The sequence below is a fragment of the Paucibacter hankyongi genome (genome assembly GCF_037482915.1).
GTDB lineage: Bacteria > Pseudomonadota > Gammaproteobacteria > Burkholderiales > Burkholderiaceae_C > Paucibacter_A > Paucibacter_A hankyongi.
This window is the reverse complement of the sequence record NZ_JBBHJX010000003.1, coordinates 379,585-397,484: the sequence shown is the minus strand read 5'-3', so window position 1 is coordinate 397,484 and position 17,900 is coordinate 379,585. Positions and strand designations below refer to the sequence as shown.

The following is a 17,900-nucleotide window of genomic DNA, read 5'->3' as shown; positions in this document are numbered from 1 at the left end:
CGCTTTGGGGTGCCCAGTGTCGCTGGGTGGCCGGGTCCGGCAATATTTGCCGTCACTCTTGACGCGCGCGAAAACCCTTAATTATCGCCTAATTGAGGAGCGATGCAGTAAAAAGATTTGAAAAATTAGGCTGGCGCGACCGTCAATGCGGCTCTGAGTGCTTGAATTTGGGCTTGCAACTGCTTGAAACGCTCTAAATCCGGGCCTTGCGGGTTGGCGGCCGCAATGCGCTTGGTCTCAGCGACCAACTCTTCAATCCAGAGCTTCTTGATGACGTTTTGCAAGTCTTCGAGCGACGACTCTTCTTCGCTGTGTAAGCCACCCACCAGCCCTTGCGCCTTTTCCAGCATGCCATCCTCGGCCAACGCTACTTCCAGCACCGACCAGGCGCCGGCGCCGTGGTTCAGCAAATAGCGCTCCAGCCAATGGGTCAGCTCGCCGTGCAAGCCAGGCAATTCATGCAACATGTGCTGGTCGTCTGGGCTCAACGCCTCCCACCAGACGCTGTTGAGCAGCAGCATGCGCAGCGCATGGTCGGCTTGGACCTTGGGTGCGCTGCGCGGTGTGCCCATGGTTTCGTCCTCGGCCTCGCCGCGGCGCTTCCAGTTGCCGGCCTTGCCTTTCCAGTCTTTGGCGGGAACCCATTCTTTCTTGGGCTTCCAGGCCTTTCGCTCAGTGGGCTGGGCTGGCGCTTCGCCTGAAGCCATTGTGTCGTAGTCAGCGGGCGAGCCGTAGTCCAGGTGCTCGAAGTCCGGCGGTGGCTCATGGCCGAAGTCTTCATCATGGGCGGGCCGACGGCTCGGCGTCTTGCGCTGCGAAGCTTCGTGGCCGCCCACTTGCCAAGCGCTGATCAAGTCTTGATCGCCAAGCTGGGCCTGCTTGGCCAACTCGCTCAGCAAGGCGCGTTTGAGCAGGCCCTGGGGCAGCGCCTGCCATAAGGGTCGAGCGTTCGATAGCATGCGGGCGCGTCCCTCGACGCTGCCTAGATCGCAGCCCTCCGCACTCGCCTCCATCAACTGGCGCGACAGGGGCACAGCGTCTTGGACGCAGCGTTCAAACGCCTCGGGCCCAAACTCCCGCACATAGGAGTCAGGGTCATGCTCAGCGGGCAGGAAGAGGAACTTGACCGAACGGGTGTCGGTGGCATGGGGCAGGGCGGCCTCCAGCGCGCGGCCGGCGGCGCGGCGTCCCGCGGCATCGCCGTCAAAGCTGAAGACCACAGATTCGGTGAAACGGAACAGCTTGTGCACATGCTCGGCCGTGCAGGCGGTGCCCAAGGTGGCCACGGCGTTGCCAAAGCCGCTTTGTGCCAGGGCCACCACATCCATATAGCCTTCGACCACCAGTGCGTAGCCACGTTGGCGAATGCCGGCGCGGCCCTCAAACAGGCCATACAACTCGCGGCCCTTGCTGAAGACCGGGGTTTCGGGGGAGTTCAGATACTTGGGCTCGCCCTTGTCCAAAATGCGTCCACCGAAGCCGATGGTTTCACCGGTGACGTTGCGGATCGGGAACATGATTCGGTCGCGGAAGCGGTCATAGCGCTTTTGCTCTTCGCCTTCCTCGCCCGAGACGATCACCATGCCGGACTCCACCAACAGCGGATCCTCATACGACGGGAAGGCGCTGGCCAAGGTGCGCCAGCCTTCCGGCGAATAGCCCAGGGCGAACTGAGCGGCAATCTGGCCGGTCAGCCCGCGTTTTTTCAAGTAGCTGACGGCGCGCTGCGACTTCTTCAGCTGAGCGCGGTAATGGTCGCTGGCCTTGAGCAGCACATCATTGAGCGTGGCCTGGCGCTTTTTCTGCTGCACGGCGCGCTCGCGCTCTTCTGCCGAGCGCTCGTCCTCGGGCACTTGCATGCCGGCCTGCTGGGCCAGGTCCTGCACCGCTTCGACAAAGCCCAGGCCGCTGTGCTCCATCAGAAAGCCCACCGCATTGCCGTGTACGCCGCAGCCAAAGCAGTGATAGGTCTGGCGCGTCGGGCTGACGATGAAGCTGGGCGACTTTTCGCCGTGAAAGGGGCAGAGGCCCTTGTGGTTGATGCCGGCTTTTTTCAGCTCGACATGGCGCCCCACCACCTCGACGATGTCGGTGCGGGACAGTAAATCTTGGATAAAGCCGGGTGGAATCACCGGGGCGAGTCTAAAGCAAGCGCTGGCTCTATCTTTTGACCGGCTGTGACGAGGGTGGGATCATTTGTTCGCGCCAAGGAGATTGGCCGAAAAATTCGATCCAAGATAAGACGTCTGGGGCGGGCATGGCGGGGGCAATGCCATTGCCCTGGCCCTGCTGGCAACCCAGTCGCAGCAAGGCTCGGGCGTGAGCCGCCGACTCAACCCCCTCGGCCACGACGGCACATTCAAAGGTGCGGGCCAGCCCGATCACGCCCTCCACCAAGGCGCTGTCCTGCTCGTCGATCAGCATGTTTTGCACAAAGGAGCGGTCAATCTTCAGGGCATTGACCGGCAGGCGTTTCAGATAGGTCAGGGTCGAATAGCCGGTGCCGAAGTCGTCCAGCGCAAAGCTGACGCCGAAGTTGCGGCAGCTCTGAATCAATTGATCCGTGGTGCGAACATCGGCCAGCGCCGCCGACTCGAGCACTTCCAGGCAGAGGTGCTGGGCAACAGGTTCTCGGTGGCGCAGGATGAGTTCCTGCAGGCGCTGGGTGAAGTCTGGCGCTTGCAGCTGCCGGGCGGTCACGTTGACGCTGATCTGCAGTTGCAGGCCGGCCCTGAGCCAGCTGGCGCTTTGCTTCAGAGCTTGCTCAATCACCCAATCGCCAACCTGCACGGCCAAACCGGTGGACTCAATCAGTGGCAGGAAGTGCAGCGGCGCCAACAGGCCGCGGTCCGGATGTTGCCAGCGCAGCAAGGCCTCCATGCCCAACACCTGGCCGGTCGACATGTCGATCTTCGGTTGGTAGAACAGCCGCAGCTCGCCGGCATCAAGGGCTTGCTGCACCCGGGCGATTGCCAGCAGGCTGGCCTCGTCGCGCAGGTGCTTGGCGGTGTCAAACAGCTGGAAGCCGTTGCGTCCGGCGTGTTTGACCCGGTAGAGCGCGTGGCCGGCATGGCGCATCAAGGTCTCGGCATCGGCATTGTCTTGCGGGAATACCGTGGCGCCGATGCTGGCGGTGAGATTCAGGACCAGGTCGCCATCAGCGAGCATGCTGCCGGGCCGTCGGGGTGGCACCAAGTTAAACGGTTGGGCCAACACTTTTTGCAAGCGGTCCAGCGCCATATGCGCCTCTTCGGGGCTGCTACTGCGCAGTAGCAAGGCAAATTCGTCGCCGTTCAAGCGCGCCACAAGGTCGGACCATTGCTGCGCGCTGCGCAGAGCCGCTTGCAAACGTTGTGCGAGTTGTTGCAGCAAGGCGTCGCCAACGGCGCTGCCGTACTGCTGGTTCAGCTGCTTGAATTGGTCCAGATCGACCCGGCAGACGCTGAGGCGGAAGCCCTCGCTCTCGGCAAGTTGCAGGCCTTGGCGCAGTGCATGCATAAAGGCTGACTGATTGGGCAAGCCCGTCAAGGCGTCGGTGCTCGCATGGCGCGCCAGCAACTCTTGCTGTTGCAGCGTTTGCGTCAGATCGCTGACCGTGATCACGTGATAACGCAGCGGCCCAAGTGGTTCGGGAATGTTGGCAATCGTCAGCTGCAAATGGCAGCGAGAGCCATCCTCCCGAACGGTCTGGACGCGGCCTTGCCAGGCTTCATCCTGACGCAGCGCTTGTTGGAGTTGCTCGGGGGCGTGGCCGGAGCGGTGCAGGCAATCGGGTGCCAAGGCCGGCAGGTTGTGGCCCACCAGTTGTTCGCGTGACGACCCCATCATCTGGCAATAACTTGGGTTCGCGTCCAGCACGCGGAAGTCTGTGTCAGTGACCAGCAAGCCTTCTTGCAAGTGCTGGAACAGGCTCACGCTCATGCGCTGGCGCTCTTCGGCTTGCTGCTTCCAGCTGACGTCAAACAAGGTGCAGATCAGGCGCTTGGCCCGCCCTTGGGCGTCTCGCTCCTGCACCTGGCTGTGAATCTCGAAGCAGAGCCAATCGCCCGCGGGATCAGGCAGCCTCAGAGTTTGTCTGACGCTGTCTGGCCCCGTGCCGGCTAACTGAGTTTCGATGCACAGGCTGGCCTGCTCTTTGTCCAATGGGTGCGCGATGGACAGCCAGTCGAGCGGGCGAATCAGCGCATCTGGCGCTTCGCCGATGTGCTGCAGCCAAGCTGGACAGGCATACACCTGTCGACAACCGTCGGTGCTACACACCCATTCGGAAGCGCCTTGGCCGAGTGCTTCCAATGTGGCGCGCCAACGCAGCTTTTCCTTGTGCAATGCGCTGTTCCGTTGATGGGCTAGCAGCGGCAATGCGGCGGCACTGGCGGCCAGGCTCCATAACAAGGCCAAGCGGGCGGGCATCTCCATGCCGACAAAAGGCCCCGACCCATGGGCAGCGGACCACGCAGCGGCCAGGGTCAGCAACATGGCCACCAGGCCACTGATCAGCGCCGGCGAGATCAGGGTCAGTCCGCACAACAGGGCGTAGGGCATCAACAGCCAAGCGCTGGCTTGGCCGTGGGGCGGACGGGCTTGTAAAAAGACCCAAGCGATAGCGCTGATGCCGGCGCCCAGCAAGGCCACAGTTGCCGCGGTTCGCCACGCGTCAGCGAGACGCCAGGTGAATGGGTCCACCTGCGCTGGGAGCGCCTTGTCATTCAGCGGCAGGCCAAGCAGCAGCGGTGCCATCACCAGCACGCCGATGGCGTCGGCGCCCCACCAGCACTGGAAACTTGCGAGGGCATCAGAGGCGGGCAGTTGATGCAGCAAGTACAGCGATGCTGTGCCCAGCAGGGCGCTCAGCAAGGGCCCCGACAGCACACCGAGTAACAAAAAACGCAGCCAGGCACCGGACTCCAACCGTTGCGCCTGGCGGTCTGGTTTGCGTATCAGTAGGCTCGCCAACGCCGGACCTGCATAGGCGCTGACGGCCAGCAACAGAGCCAATTCGGCGGAAGCGCCTTGGGCCAAGGCCAAACCCAGCGCGGCCGGCACGATGGCGAAGGCCATTTGTGGTCCCCAGCAGACCAGGGCCGCCAGTGCAATGCCCGCCGCGGGCCAAAACAAACTCAGCTGCGGCGGCTTGACCAGGGTCATCAAGCCCAAACTACCGGCGCCTAAACAAGCGATCAGGACCAGCAATACCCGCACCCAGGTTGGTTCGAACCAGCCTGAATTTGAAACCGGGGATGCGGCGGGAAACCGCTCGGAGGCCAAATCGTACAAAACGTATCGAGGTATAGGTAATGGGGGAGCGATTCGCTGTCAGTCAGGCCGTATTTCTAAATTCAACGGAGTGGCCGGCAAAAATACGCGGGGCCGATGCTAGCAGCGGCGCGTTGATAACGGGGCGCTTGCTGCCCCTGCATTCAGGTGGTCGGCGCGATAAATGTGTGGCCCAAATTGAGCCTGGCGAAAGGCAAGCCGCCGGCCGGGCGAAAAAAAAGCTGCCTGTTTCAGGCAGCTTTTTCAATACATGGTCTTTTTATTGTGAATCCCTGAGGGCTGAACGCTCAGACGTGGAAATCAGCCAGCGCAGCACCCGAAGAAATGGCAGCCTTCAACCATTTAGGTTGCAGTCCACGGCCGCTCCAGGTTTCCCCGGTCGCTTGGTTGCGATATTTAGCAGCCACTTTCGAAGTCTTGGCCGCCTTGGGTGCTCGTGTGCTCAAGTCAGCCGCGGTCAAACCATAGTCAGCCATCAAAGACTTGACCTTGGCGATCGCTTCAGAGCGCTCGCGGTCTTTGGTTTGGGAGATTTGTTCGTCAAGCGCAGCCCGTTGGGCCAAAAGGTCTTTCAGCGATGCCATGTGTAAATCCTCGCGAGGTTTAGAGTTCAGCCAAATGGGAACGTTTATATTATAGGCACAGAAGAATATTTGATGTGTTGCGATCTGAAACTGAAAATTCGCAACACCTTGGCATATCCCAATGGCTTCCCGAAAGGCTGAACTCGGCCTTGTGTCGACTTACTTATAGCCGACCCGGTCGAGCATTTTCTGCACCAGTGGCTGATTCGCGCCGACCGTGGCGATCGGGATGGTTTCACTCTTGAAATTGCCGAAGGCTTCGAGGGCCGTGTTGCTCAGGCGCACGCCGCTGACGGCCGGCCATTCATTGTTGCCATTGGCAAAATAGGCCTGCGCCTCGTTGCTGCTCAGATACTCCAAAAACTTGATCGCGTTGTCGCGGTTCTTGGCGTGGCGTGCCACCGCGCCACCGGCAATATTGATGTGCGTGCCCCAGGATTGTTGATTGGGGAAAACCACGGCAATCTTTTCCATGGCTTCGCGGTCATCGGGTTTTTCGGATCGCATCATGCGCGCCAAGTAATAGGTGTTGGTGATGGCCAAGCCGCATTCGCCACTGGCGACGGCTTTGATCTGATCGGTATCGCCGCCCTTGGGTGGCCGGGCCATATTGGCCACCATGCCTTTCAGCCAAGCTTCGGTCGCTTCCGCGCCCATATGTTCATACACCGCACCGAATAGCGAAAGGTTGTATGGGTGGGAACCCGAGCGGGTGCAGACGCGGCCCTTATTCTTCGGGTGGCCGAGATCTTGATAGTTCTGCGCGTCTTCTTTTTTGACGGTTTGTTTGTTGTAAACAATCACGCGGGCGCGCGTCGACAAACCAAACCAGGCGCTGCCTTTGTCGCTCGCCTTGGCGCGCAACTGGGCGGGAATGCGCTCTTCCAAGCGGCTGGATTTAACGGCTTGAAACAAACCCTCTTCTTCGGCTTGCCAAAGGCGCGCTGCATCGACCAGCAGAATTACATCGGCTGGGCTTGCCGAGCCTTCGCTTTTCAAACGTGCCAGCAGACCGGCATCATCGGTATCGACACGGTTGATTCGAATACCGGTGGATTTGGTGAAGTTGGCGTACAGCGCTTCATCGGTTTGGTAATGGCGGGCCGAATACAGATTCAGTACCTGCTCTTGGGCCACGGCGGGTGCCAACCAGCCGCTCAAGAGGGCGGCACTCAGAATCGATGAGGAGAAGAAGGAAACTCGCATAGGACTCCCGGCCAAAAACTGTAGGGTGAAGCCGGAAGTCTAGCGTAACAAGAATTATTCTTGTTTGAGGTGAGGTGAATTGCGCTTGATCGGGCGCAAAGTTCCCCGGATTTGTGGGCTCAATGTGACAAGGCCCCTCGGGGTGCCGAGAGGCCTTGGGGTGGTGGCGCTGAGTTGGCGCCCAGCTGCGGCTGAGGCGACTTTGCTCTGAAGCGAGCAGTCCGCAGCGAGAGGCGCGCTTGCCGCTTTCTAGCGGTTCGACGCGATCAGGCGGCCGGCGGCACGTAGCCCGCCACCGCTTCGGCGCCTTCGCCGAAGAAAAACTGTTCCATTTGGCGAGCCAGATATTGACGGGCGCGCAGGTCGGCCAAGTTGAGGCGGTTTTCGTTCACCAGCATGGTCTGGTGTTTCATCCAAGCCGCCCAGGCTTCTTTGCAAATGTTTTGATAAATGCGTTTACCCAGTTCGCCCGGATAGGGCGCGAAATCCAGGCCTTCGCCTTCTTTTTTCAGATAGCTACATTGAACGCTGCGAGCCATGGCAAAACCTCTTGAATGAATGTGAGAGAAGGCGCCGCAACAAGAATGGTGTGGCGCAGTGAAATGGCTGAAATCAGCTCAGTTTTTTGACCAGCACTTGCGAGCGCCGGTCCCAGTTGTACTTGCGCTTGCGCTCTTCGGGCAGCCATTCGGGGTCCACCGTTTGGAAGCCACGCTTGATGAACCAGTGCATGGTGCGGGTGGTCAGCACAAAGATGCTGTTCAAGCCCTGCGATTTGGCGCGCTGCTCGATCCGTTTCAGGATGCGGTCGCCGTCGCCCTGGCCTTGCACATCGGGCGACACAGTCAAGGCTGCCATCTCTGCGGTGCGCGCTTCCACATAGGGGTAGAGCGCGGCGCAGCCAAAGATCACGCCGTCGTGCTCGATGACGGTGTAGAGGTCGATGTCGCGCTCGATCTCGGTGCGGTCGCGTTTGACAAGGGTGCCGTCGCGCTCCAGCGGTTCGATCAGGGCAATGATGCCGCCGATATCGTCGGCATCGGCCTCGCGCAGGCTCTCCAGCTTTTCGTCCACCACCATGGTGCCGATGCCGTCGTGGGTGTAGACCTCCTGTAGCAGGGCGCCATCGACCGCAAAGGGCACGATGTGTGAGCGCTCCACGCCGGCCTGGCAGGCCTTCACGCAGTACTGCAAGTAAAAGTCCACATCCACCGTTTGCATCGCCTCGGCGGGCTTTTTGTTCTGGGCCAAGAGGCGCACCGCGTCGGCCAGGGCCAATTCAGTGTCGACCGGGCTGTCCGGGTCTTTTGGGTCTTCGCGCACGCCGGCCACTTCGCAGACGAACAGCAATTTGTCGGCCTGCAAAGCAATGGCTGCGCTGGTGGCCACGTCTTCCATGGACAAATTGAAGGCCTCACCGGTGGGCGAGAAGCCAAAAGGCGAAAGCAGCACCACCGCGCCGCTGTCAATGGCGCGCTGAATGGCGGCCGCGTCGACACGCCGAACCAGGCCGCTGTGCTGGAAATCTTTGCCGTCCACAATGCCGACCGGCCGGGCGGTCAGGAAGTTGCCGGACACCACCCGCACGGTGGCGTTGGCCATTGGCGTATTCGGCAGCCCCTGCGAGAAGGCCGCCTCAATCTCGAAGCGCAGTTGGCCGGCGGCTTCTTGGGCGCAGTCCAGCGCGATGGCATCGGTGATGCGCATGCCGTGGCTGTACTGCGGCGTTTGACCCTTGGCAGCCAGTTGTTCGTTCACTTGGGGCCTGAAACCATGCACCAGCACGATCTTGATGCCCATGGCGTGCAAGATCGACAGATCCTGCACAAAAGCATTCAGCTTGCCTGCCGCCACCAACTCACCCGGCATGCCGACCACAAAGGTTTCGCCGCGGTAGGCGTGGATATAAGGCGCCACGGACCTGAACCAGGGCACAAAGGTATGGGGGAAGACAAGACTCATGGCCGCAATTGTGCCGCAGGCCATCAGTGGCCCGAGCGCGTGGGGACATGTTTGCGGCGCGCCCGCAGCGGTACTCAGCGCAGGCGCCGACCGGTCTGAAACGGCCTGTGCGCCTGAAAGTTCAGCGGGCGCGGATAATCCGCGCCTCGTGAATGATTCGACCACTCCCCCATCCCGGCCCGCTGAAGCTCCCAAGGCGCAGCGGCCTCAGCAATCTGTGCAAGCTCAGCGGTCTCCCAAGCCACCCCGGCCAGCCGGTGTGACGGAGGCGCGGCGCCCGCCCGTGCCGGCCAATCCACTGCCGCCCATCACTTTCCCCGAGTCCTTGCCGGTTTCCAGCCGGCGCGAGGACATTGCGCAGGCGCTGGCCGAGCATCAGGTCATCATCGTTTGCGGCGAAACCGGCTCCGGCAAGACCACCCAGTTGCCCAAGATCGCGCTGGCGCTGGGACGCGGCCGGGCCAATACGGGCAAGTTGATCGGCCACACCCAGCCGCGGCGCATTGCTGCCAGCAGCGTGGCCAAGCGCATTGCCGACGAGTTGAAGACGCCTATCGGCGAAATCGTCGGCTACAAGGTGCGCTTCCAAGACCGGCTGCAGCCGGGCGCCAGCGTCAAGCTGATGACGGACGGCATCTTGCTGGCCGAGACGCAGACCGACCCGCTGCTGAAAGCCTACGACACCATCATCATCGACGAGGCGCACGAGCGCTCCTTGAACATCGACTTTCTGCTCGGCTACCTGCGCCAGATCCTGCCGCGCCGGCCCGACCTGAAGATCATCGTCACCTCGGCCACCATCGATGCCGATCGCTTCGCCAAGCACTTTGAGTCGATCAAGGGGCCGGCGCCGGTCTTGATGGTGTCGGGCCGCACCTTCCCAGTTGAGCAGCGCTACCGTCCTTTTGAGGAGAGTCGCGAGTACGACCTGAACAACGCCATCTGCGACGCGGTGGACGAGCTCTGGCGCGAGGGTGGCGGCGACGTGCTCGTTTTCCTGCCGGGTGAGCGCGAGATTCGCGAGGCTGCCGAGGCCCTGCGCAAGCATCACCCACCCGGCGTCGAGGTGCTGCCGCTGTTTGCGCGCTTGTCGCAGCAAGAGCAAGACCGGGTGTTTGAGCCGCACGGCCAGCGCCGCATCGTCTTGGCCACCAATGTGGCCGAAACCTCGCTGACGGTTCCAGGCATCCGTTATGTGATCGACCCCGGCATGGCCCGGGTCAAACGCTACAGCTATCGCAACAAGGTCGAGCAGTTGCAGATCGAGCCGGTCAGCCAGAGCTCGGCCAATCAGCGCGCCGGCCGTTGCGGGCGGGTCAGCAATGGCATTTGCATCCGGCTCTACGAGGAAAAAGACTACCTCGCCCGGCCGCGCTTCACCGACCCTGAAATCTTGCGCAGCTCGCTGGCCGGTGTGATTCTTCGCATGAAGACCTTGGGCCTGGGCCAGGTGGATGATTTCCCCTTCTTGGAGCCACCTCCGCGCAAGGCGATTGCCGACGGCTACCAACTGCTCACCGAGTTGGGTGCGGTGGACGAGGCCAATGAGCTCACCGCCATGGGCTGCGAACTCGGCAAGCTGCCGCTCGACCCACGGGTCGGTCGCATGATTCTGGAAGCGCGCAGCCGCGAAGCCTTGGCCGAGATTTTGGTCATCGCCAGTGCGCTCAGCGGCCAAGACGTGCGCGACCGGCCGATGGAGCAGCAACAAGCGGCCGACGAAAAGCACAAGAAATTCGACGACGAGAAGTCCGAATTCCTCGGTTATCTGAAGCTGTGGAAGTGGATCGAAGAAGCCAAAGGCGGCCATGGCGAGCACAAGCTCAGCAACCGTCGCTATGAGCAGTTATTGCGCGAGAACTTCGTCAGCCCGCGCCGAGTGCGTGAGTGGCGCGATGTGTATTCGCAGCTGCACACCGTGGTGGCCGAACATGGCTGGCGTATCAACGGCAGCCCGGCGACTTATGAGCAGGTGCATCTCTCGATGTTGGCCGGCCTCTTGGGTAATTTGGGCTGCAAGAGCGACGAGGATGAGTGGTACCTGGGCGCGCGCGGCATCAAATTCTGGCGCCACCCCGGTGCGCATCTGAGCAAAAAACCGGGTCGCTGGATCGTGGCGGCGGAGTTGGTGGACACCACGCGCCTGTTCGGTCGCGGCATTGCCGCGATCGAACCGCAATGGTTGCCGGGCATTGCCGGGCACTTGATCAAGACCCAGTTGCTGGAACCGCATTGGGAGAAAAAAGCCGCCGAGGTGATCGCGCTGGAGCGCGCCACGCTCTATGGCATCGTCATCTACAACAACCGACGCGTCAATTTCGGCAATGTGGATGCAGCGGCGGCGCGCGCCATCTTCATCCGCGAGGCCCTGGTCAACGGCGAGTGGGAGTCTCGGCTGCCATTCCTGGCGCACAACCAACGCCAGATCCGCAAGGTTGAAGAGTTAGAGCACAAATCTCGCCGCCAAGACGTCTTGGTCGATGACGAGCTGATCTACGCCTATTACGACGAGCATTTGCCGGCCGATGTCTATTCCGGCGCTACCTTGGAGCGCTGGTACCGCCATGCGTCCAAGACCGAGCCCAAGCTCTTGCAGCTCAGCGTCGAGGAGTTGATGCGTCACGAGGCGGCCGGCATCACCAGCAGTGCCTTTCCCAAGACCATCCGCCTGGGCGGCGTCGATTGCCTGGCCACGTATCTGCATGAACCGGGCGATGCCCGCGACGGCCTGACCGTCAGCGTGCCCATTTATGCGCTGAACCAGGTGAACGAGGATCGCTGCGAGTGGCTGGTGCCCGGCATGCTGGAGGCCAAGGTGCTGGCCTTTGTGAAGAGCCTGCATCAGCGCCCGCGCTCGCGCCTGGTGCCGCTGCCCGACTTTGTGGCCGAGTTTGCGGCCACGCATCCTTTTGGCCAGGGCGCCTTGATCGAGGTCTTGCTGAAGGCGGTCAAGGAGCGCACGCAACTGGCGATTCAGCGCAATGACTTCAAGCTGGAGCAGTTGCAGCCGCATTTGTTCATGAACTTCTTGGTCGTCGATGAGCATGGCCGGCAACTGGGCATGGGGCGCAATCTGGCCGCCTTGAAGGCCGAGTTGGGAGGTCAGGCGCGCTCGGCGTTTCAGGCCTTGGCAGCGCTCAAGCTGCCGGCTTCGGCTCCCTCAGCTGCTGCCGGCAAGGCCGAAGCGCCAGCGCCAGTCGCCAAGGGCGGCATTCGCGCCGAGGTGCAGCCCAAGAAGCCAGCGCAGGAACAGGCCAAAACCTATACCGGTTGGACCTTTGGCGAGTTGCCCGAGCTGATGGAGGTGAGCCGTGGTGCGCAGACGCTGATCGGCTTCCCGGCCCTGATCGACCGCAGCGCCCATGTCGAGATCGAGGTGTTTGATGAGCCCGATGTGGCCGCGGCCAAGCACCGACTCGGCCTTCGCCGCCTGGTGGCCTTGCAGCTGAAAGAGCCGCTGAAGTTCTTGGAAAAGAACATCCCCGATCTGCAAAAGATGTCGGTGCTGTTCATGAGCTTGGGAACGGCCGAAGAGTTGCGCGAACAGATCATCGGCGTGGCGCTGGAGCGGGCCTTTTTGGCCGAGCCGCTGCCCAAAGATGAGTTCGCCTTCAAGGCGCGCATCGAGGAAGGGCGCACCCGCCTGAACCTGATCGCCCAGGAAGTGGCGCGTCAGACCGGCGTCGTGTTGCTGGAATTTGCGGCGGCCAGTCGCAAGCTCAAAGATGCCCGCGCCAGCAAGGAAGTCAACGAGGACATCACCGCCCAGCTGCAACGCCTGATCGGCAAGCGTTTTGTCACCGAAACGCCATGGTCGCAGTTGCAGCACCTACCGCGTTACTTGAAGGCCATCAGCGGACGCTTGGACAAGCTGCGCGCCGACCCGGCCCGCGATGCCAAGCTTTTGGCCGAGTTGCGACCTTTGGAGCAGCGCTATCTGCGCCGCGTCATCGAGTTGAAGGGGCAGCAGGATGGCCGCTTGAATGACTTCCGCTGGCAGTTGGAAGAGCTGCGGGTCAGCTTGTTTGCGCAGGAGTTGCGCACGCCGCAGCCGGTCAGCGTCAAGCGGCTGGACAAGGTGTGGGCGCAGCTACAGAACTGAGCCCACACCTTGCGGTGAGACTGACATCTGCCCGGAGGGCGTGTCAGGTCGGTGCCATATGGTGTGGGCGCAGATGCAGGGTTGAGCGCGGGCTCCTTGGCTTGTTTCTTCGAAAATTTGCCGCTCCGGAAGCGATATACCGGGTGAAACACAGTTAGCTCCCCCTATCGCGTCGCAGCCTGATTGGGTCAAATAGGGACAAACCCAGACCCTGGCCCACGAGGCCAGTATTGCCCGTGTCCGACGCCTCTTCCTCTTCCGCCGCCCGACCTCCCGCCAGCGCAGCCAAGGCCGCCGCGCCGGCAGCGCCCATGCGTCGATTCGGCCGTTTCGAGCTGCGCTCGCTGCTCAACAAGAGCATGCGCAGCATGATGTGGTTGGTTTTTGATCCGCGGCTTGGCCAGGAGTTGATGCTCTGCATGCCCCGTGTGGCGCCGAACAGTGCCTCGGCCACCGAGCATTGGCTCCGTATGGCGAATGCCGGCGCTCGCGTGCAGCACCCCAATCTGGCCCATGTGGTGGAGATCGCCCAAGTTGAGCAATGGCCCTACATCGCATACGACCGTGCTTTGGGCGAAACATTGGATGAGCGGCTGGCGCGCCAAGCGGCACCCTTGCCGGTGGACGCCGCCGATTGGGTCTGCCAATACCTGGAGGGCTTGGCCTTTGCCCACGAGGCCGGCCATGCGCATCGCGACGTACAGTGCTCGACATTGATCATCAGCCCGAGCAATCAGGTGAGGGTTGTTGGCCTGGAAGTGGCGCAGGAGGTCTTTCCGGCCAATGTGGACTACAACTCGGTGGCGCGTCGGGCGGCGCGGGAATCGGCTGCCGAAGATATTCTGAGCGTGGGCCTGATGCTGCACCGCATCCTCAGCGGCCGACCGGTGCTGGAGCAAAGCGATTTGCAGGCCGCGATCCAACAGATGCAGCCGATCGGCCACGAGTTGGTGCGCATGGGTTGGGAAACACCGCATCCGATCCCAGAGCCGCTGCGTGCCATTTGCAACCGCGCCACCGACCGGCAGGCGCGCCAGCGTTACCACATCGCCCGCAGCTTTTTGCGCGCGCTGGATGGTTGGCGCACCGCCGCCGCGCATGCCGAGGATGGCCCGATCGCCTTGCTGATGGACAAGCTGCAGCGCATGGGCCATCTGCCCAGTACGTCTACCGCTTTGCAGCGTGTCGGCCAGTCTTCGGCCATGGAGCGGCAGCACACCAGCGCCTTGTCGGGCATGGTGCTGCAGGACATGGCCCTGAGCCTGGAACTGTTGCGGCGGGTCAATAACTCGCTGAAGCAGAGCGGTGCTCCGGTGGATGGCACGGTGTTGAATATGCAGCGCGCCATCGCCATGCTGGGCCTGGAAGGGGTTCAGCAGGCGGCACGTTCCTTGAAACCTTGGCCCGGCCCGCTCAATGAAATGCAGGCCGCCATGCTGCAGAGCCTGATGAAGCGAGTGCATCGTGCCGGCCAGATTGCGCAAGCCTTGCGCCCGGCCGGCTATGACGCCGAGGTGGTGTACCTGATCACGGTGATGCAAAACCTCGGGCGCTTGCTCTTGCAATATCACTTCCCTGATGACGCCCAGCAGATCCGGCAACTGATGCAACCGCCCGAGCCGACCGCCGACCAGCCGCACCCGCAGGCGATGAGCGAGCAAGCGGCGGCCTTTGCGGTGATGGGATGCGATTTGGAGTCACTTGGGGCCGCGGTGGCGCGCCATTGGAGCCTGGGCGACGAGCTGCTGCACATGATTCGCCGCCAGCCGCCCAATGCGGCGCTGCGTGCCGCGGATAGCGAGGCCGATCTATTGCGACTGACCTCCAGCCTGGCCAATGAGCTGGTGGACGCCTTGCTGCTGCCGGAGGGCAAGCCGCGCCAAGCCGGCATCGAGCTGGCCACCCGTCGCTATGCGCGCACGCTGGGCATCGGCTTGCGCGAGGTACAAGCGGCCATGAACCCCGAGCAAGCAGGAGCTGGTGCCGACACGGCCGACTCCGCGTTTGCGCAGCTGTCTGCCCATGGCGCGCTCGATGTGCAGGAGCCCAAGCCCTCATCCTTGCGCGCGCGCTTGGCTGCCAAGTCCGGCGAGCGCCCCAGCTGATGGCCCTCAGGGCTTGACGGCTGGCGATCCCATCCAAACCCGCAGTGCATATCCAGGCCCCGATGCATCCAGACGATCTGCCTTCCCTTTCCAGTTCGCCGATGGCATCCGCCCTGCCAGAAGTTGGGCGTTTCCGTTTGTTGAGCAGTCTCGGGGAGGGCGCGCAGGCGCAGGTCTGGCTGGCCCATGACCCCAGATTGGATCGCGATGTGGCCTTGAAGGTGCTGAAACCCGGCGCCGATCCGTTGAGTCTGGATCAATGGTTGCATGAAGCCCGAGCGGTCAGCCGAATGACCCATCCGAATATCGTGCCGGTGTTCGAGGCCGATAGCCAAGCTGGGCAGTTTTATCTGGTGTTTGAGTATGTGCCCGGCGGCACGCTGGCGGATCGGATGCGGGGCGGCCGCAATGCGCCCATTGATGCGCGAGCGGCGGTCGAGTTGTTTCTCGGTGTGCTCGATGGACTGCAGGCGGCGCATACGGCGGGCGTCGTGCATCGCGACTTGAAACCCAGCAATATCTTGCTTGACGCGCGCGGTCATGCCCGGGTGATGGACTTTGGCATCGCGGCGCGTTTGGCCGCACCGGGGGCAACTGCGGCCTCCGAGCGTCAGCCGGTGGTGGGTACGCCCGGCTATATCTCGCCCGAAGCCGCCAGTGGCGCGCCGCCGAGCGCGCAGATGGATGTGTTCGCAGCCGCCGTGGTGCTGGCGGAGTTGCTCAGCGGCCAGCGCCTCAACTACGACCCCGACCCCTGGGTGGCGGTGCGGCGTGTGATGACGCAAGATTTGCTGTTGCCGGCCGGGCTCGGGCAGGATGTCGATGATGCGCTGCGTGCCATCGTTCAGCGGGGCTTGGCGCGCGATCCCGCGCAGCGTTGGCCGAGCGCCCATGCCTTTCAAAATGCCCTGGCGGAATGGCTTCATCCTGAGCAGCACGAGGAGGGCGACGGCGCCGGGGACGGAGTGGCGCTGGAGTTCTTGCTGCGGCGCATGCGCCATAAAAGTGATTTCCCGGCCATGTCCGATGCGATCAATCGCATCCAGAACCTGACCGCGTCCGAGTCGGGCAGCTTGGCCAGTCTGTCCAATGAGATTCTGAAAGACGTTGCCCTGACCCAAAAGCTGCTGCGCCTGGTCAACACCGTGCAGTACAGCCATGCAGGCGGCGGCAGCATCAGCACCGTCTCGCGGGCGGTGGCGCTGGTCGGCTTCGCCGGCATTCGCAATCTGGCTTTGTCGCTGATCTTGCTGGAGCGCATGGAGAACAAGGCCCATGCCCAGCAACTGCGCGAAGAATTCCTGCGCTCGCTGATGGCGGCCTCCTTGGCACGCGAGTTGTGCCTGAACCCGCGCGAGAGCGAGGAGGCCTTTCTGTGCGCCATGATGCATCACCTGGGGCGGGCGCTGTGTGAGTTCTACTTCCCCGAGGAAGCGCAGCAGGTCCGGCGCATCACCCGGCCGGAGCGGGACGGCAGCGCAGTGTCACCTGCCTTGGTGCCCAAAGCCCCGGTTAGCGAGGGCGTGGCCTCCACCCAGGTCTTGGGGATGAGCTATGAGCAGTTGGGGCTGGGCGTGGCGCGCCATTGGGGCTTGCCCGACAGCTTGCAGCAAAGCATGCGCAAGCCGCATGGCGACCCGCCGATGCGCCAGATCGATCATCCGGTCGAGCGCCAGCGCTGGCTGGCCCATGCTGCCAATGCGGTGGCCGACGTGATCCTGCATACCGACCCGGCCGAGGCTCATGCCCGCGTGCACGCGATGGCGCAGCGCTATGCCCGGGTGCTGGGCGTGACGGCCGAGCATTTCGATGTGGCGGCCGATCAGGCGCGTCAGCGCTTGGCCCAGGTGGCCGATGCGATGGGCATCCGATTGGCGAGAAACTCCCCGGCGCATCGTTTGTTGGCGCCGCTGGCACCGTCGTTGAGCGACTCACTGACGCCGCATGAATTGCAGGCAACCCAGGTGGAGGAGCCGACCCTGGGCATGAGCCATCAGCAGCTGACGCGCGAGCAGGCGGTCGAGATGATGGCGGCCGGCATCCAGGACATCACCAACGCAATGGTTGAAACCTTCAAGCTCAATGAAGTGTTGCGGATGATTTTGGAAACCATCTTCCGGGCGCTGGGCTTCCGCCGCGTGGTGTTTTGTTTGCGCGACCCGAAGTCCGAGTGTTTGACCGGACGCTTTGGCTTGGGGGAGGGCGTCGAGCAACTCACCCCCATATTCAAGATTCCGCTGCGCGTTCCCGCCAACGGGCATGCAGACTTGTTTGCCGCCGTCTGCCAAAAGGGGGCTGACACCCTGATCACCGACGCCACCGTGTCCAAAATCGCCGAGCGTCTGCCTGTTTGGTATCAGGGGCCGGTGCGGGCGCCGAGCTTTCTGTTGCTGCCGATGTTGATGAAGGGCGTGCCTTTCGCCCTGATTTATGCCGACAAGGCTCAGCAAGGCGGAATCGACCTGGGTGAGAAGGAACTGTCTTTGTTGCGCACCTTGCGCAACCAGGCCGTGATGGCCTTCAAACAGACCGTCTGAAAGGCCTGCAGGCCGGCCTTCAACCGCAAAAGGCTGTGTGGCGGCTACTCCGACCACTCGCTCAAACGGGTGATTGTTTGTAAATATTTGTACCTTTATGATTGCGCCCGAGTAAATCAGCCGGTGCGCA

The 17,900-nt window shown here is 62.4% G+C and carries 9 protein-coding genes; 3 read left to right on the top strand and 6 right to left on the bottom strand.

Annotated elements, in window-relative coordinates:
- Positions 1–125: 125 nt before the first annotated feature.
- The 6 genes from dnaG to argA form a co-directional block, all read right to left on the bottom strand.
- Positions 126–2,132: a DNA primase gene (dnaG, locus tag WG899_RS07725; RefSeq protein WP_339595047.1), complete on the bottom strand. Its 2,007-nt coding sequence runs from the start codon at positions 2,130–2,132 to the stop codon at positions 126–128.
- Between the two features lie 28 nt (positions 2,133–2,160).
- Positions 2,161–5,190, bottom strand: a complete 3,030-nt coding sequence (locus WG899_RS07720; RefSeq protein ID WP_339595046.1) for a bifunctional diguanylate cyclase/phosphodiesterase — start codon at positions 5,188–5,190, stop codon at positions 2,161–2,163.
- 371 nt (positions 5,191–5,561) lie between these two features.
- On the bottom strand, positions 5,562–5,858 hold the full coding sequence (locus WG899_RS07715; protein WP_339595045.1) for an H-NS histone family protein: 297 nt from the start codon (positions 5,856–5,858) through the stop codon (positions 5,562–5,564).
- 159 nt (positions 5,859–6,017) lie between these two features.
- The gene (locus WG899_RS07710) at positions 6,018–7,064 is read right to left on the bottom strand and encodes an extracellular solute-binding protein (RefSeq protein WP_339595044.1); all 1,047 of its coding nucleotides are present in this window, start codon (positions 7,062–7,064) and stop codon (positions 6,018–6,020) included.
- Between the two features lie 266 nt (positions 7,065–7,330).
- Positions 7,331–7,603: an oxidative damage protection protein gene (locus tag WG899_RS07705; protein ID WP_339595043.1), complete on the bottom strand. Its 273-nt coding sequence runs from the start codon at positions 7,601–7,603 to the stop codon at positions 7,331–7,333.
- Between the two features lie 73 nt (positions 7,604–7,676).
- Entirely contained in the window at positions 7,677–9,026 is a 1,350-nt protein-coding gene (gene argA, locus WG899_RS07700; protein WP_339595042.1) for an amino-acid N-acetyltransferase, read from the bottom strand.
- On the opposite strand from argA, the gene hrpA reads away from it, so the two are divergent.
- From hrpA to WG899_RS07685, 3 genes are all read left to right on the top strand, one after another.
- Entirely contained in the window at positions 9,025–13,128 is a 4,104-nt protein-coding gene (gene hrpA / locus WG899_RS07695; RefSeq protein WP_444718819.1) for an ATP-dependent RNA helicase HrpA, read from the top strand. The two genes, argA and hrpA, sit on opposite strands and share 2 nt — an antisense overlap.
- A gap of 236 nt (positions 13,129–13,364) precedes the next feature.
- Positions 13,365–15,233 carry a serine/threonine protein kinase gene (locus tag WG899_RS07690; RefSeq protein WP_339595040.1) on the top strand — a complete coding sequence of 623 codons (1,869 nt, stop codon included), beginning with the start codon at positions 13,365–13,367 and terminating at the stop codon, positions 15,231–15,233.
- Positions 15,234–15,334: 101 nt separating this feature from the next.
- On the top strand, positions 15,335–17,770 hold the full coding sequence (locus tag WG899_RS07685) for a protein kinase domain-containing protein (protein WP_339595039.1): 2,436 nt from the start codon (positions 15,335–15,337) through the stop codon (positions 17,768–17,770).
- The last annotated feature ends 130 nt before the right edge of the window (positions 17,771–17,900 follow it).

Excerpts from the sequence above, each read along its gene's own strand:
- WG899_RS07715 (WP_339595045.1), bottom strand. The coding sequence starts at position 5,858 with ATGGCATCGCTGAAAGACCTTTTGGCCCAACGGGCTGCGCTTGACGAA.
- WG899_RS07710 (WP_339595044.1), bottom strand. The coding sequence starts at position 7,064 with ATGCGAGTTTCCTTCTTCTCCTCATCGATTCTGAGTGCCGCCCTCTTG.
- WG899_RS07685 (WP_339595039.1), top strand. The coding sequence starts at position 15,335 with ATGGCATCCGCCCTGCCAGAAGTTGGGCGTTTCCGTTTGTTGAGCAGT.
- hrpA (WP_444718819.1), top strand. The coding sequence starts at position 9,025 with ATGGCCGCAATTGTGCCGCAGGCCATCAGTGGCCCGAGCGCGTGGGGA.
- WG899_RS07705 (WP_339595043.1), bottom strand. The coding sequence starts at position 7,603 with ATGGCTCGCAGCGTTCAATGTAGCTATCTGAAAAAAGAAGGCGAAGGC.
- argA (WP_339595042.1), bottom strand. The coding sequence starts at position 9,026 with ATGAGTCTTGTCTTCCCCCATACCTTTGTGCCCTGGTTCAGGTCCGTG.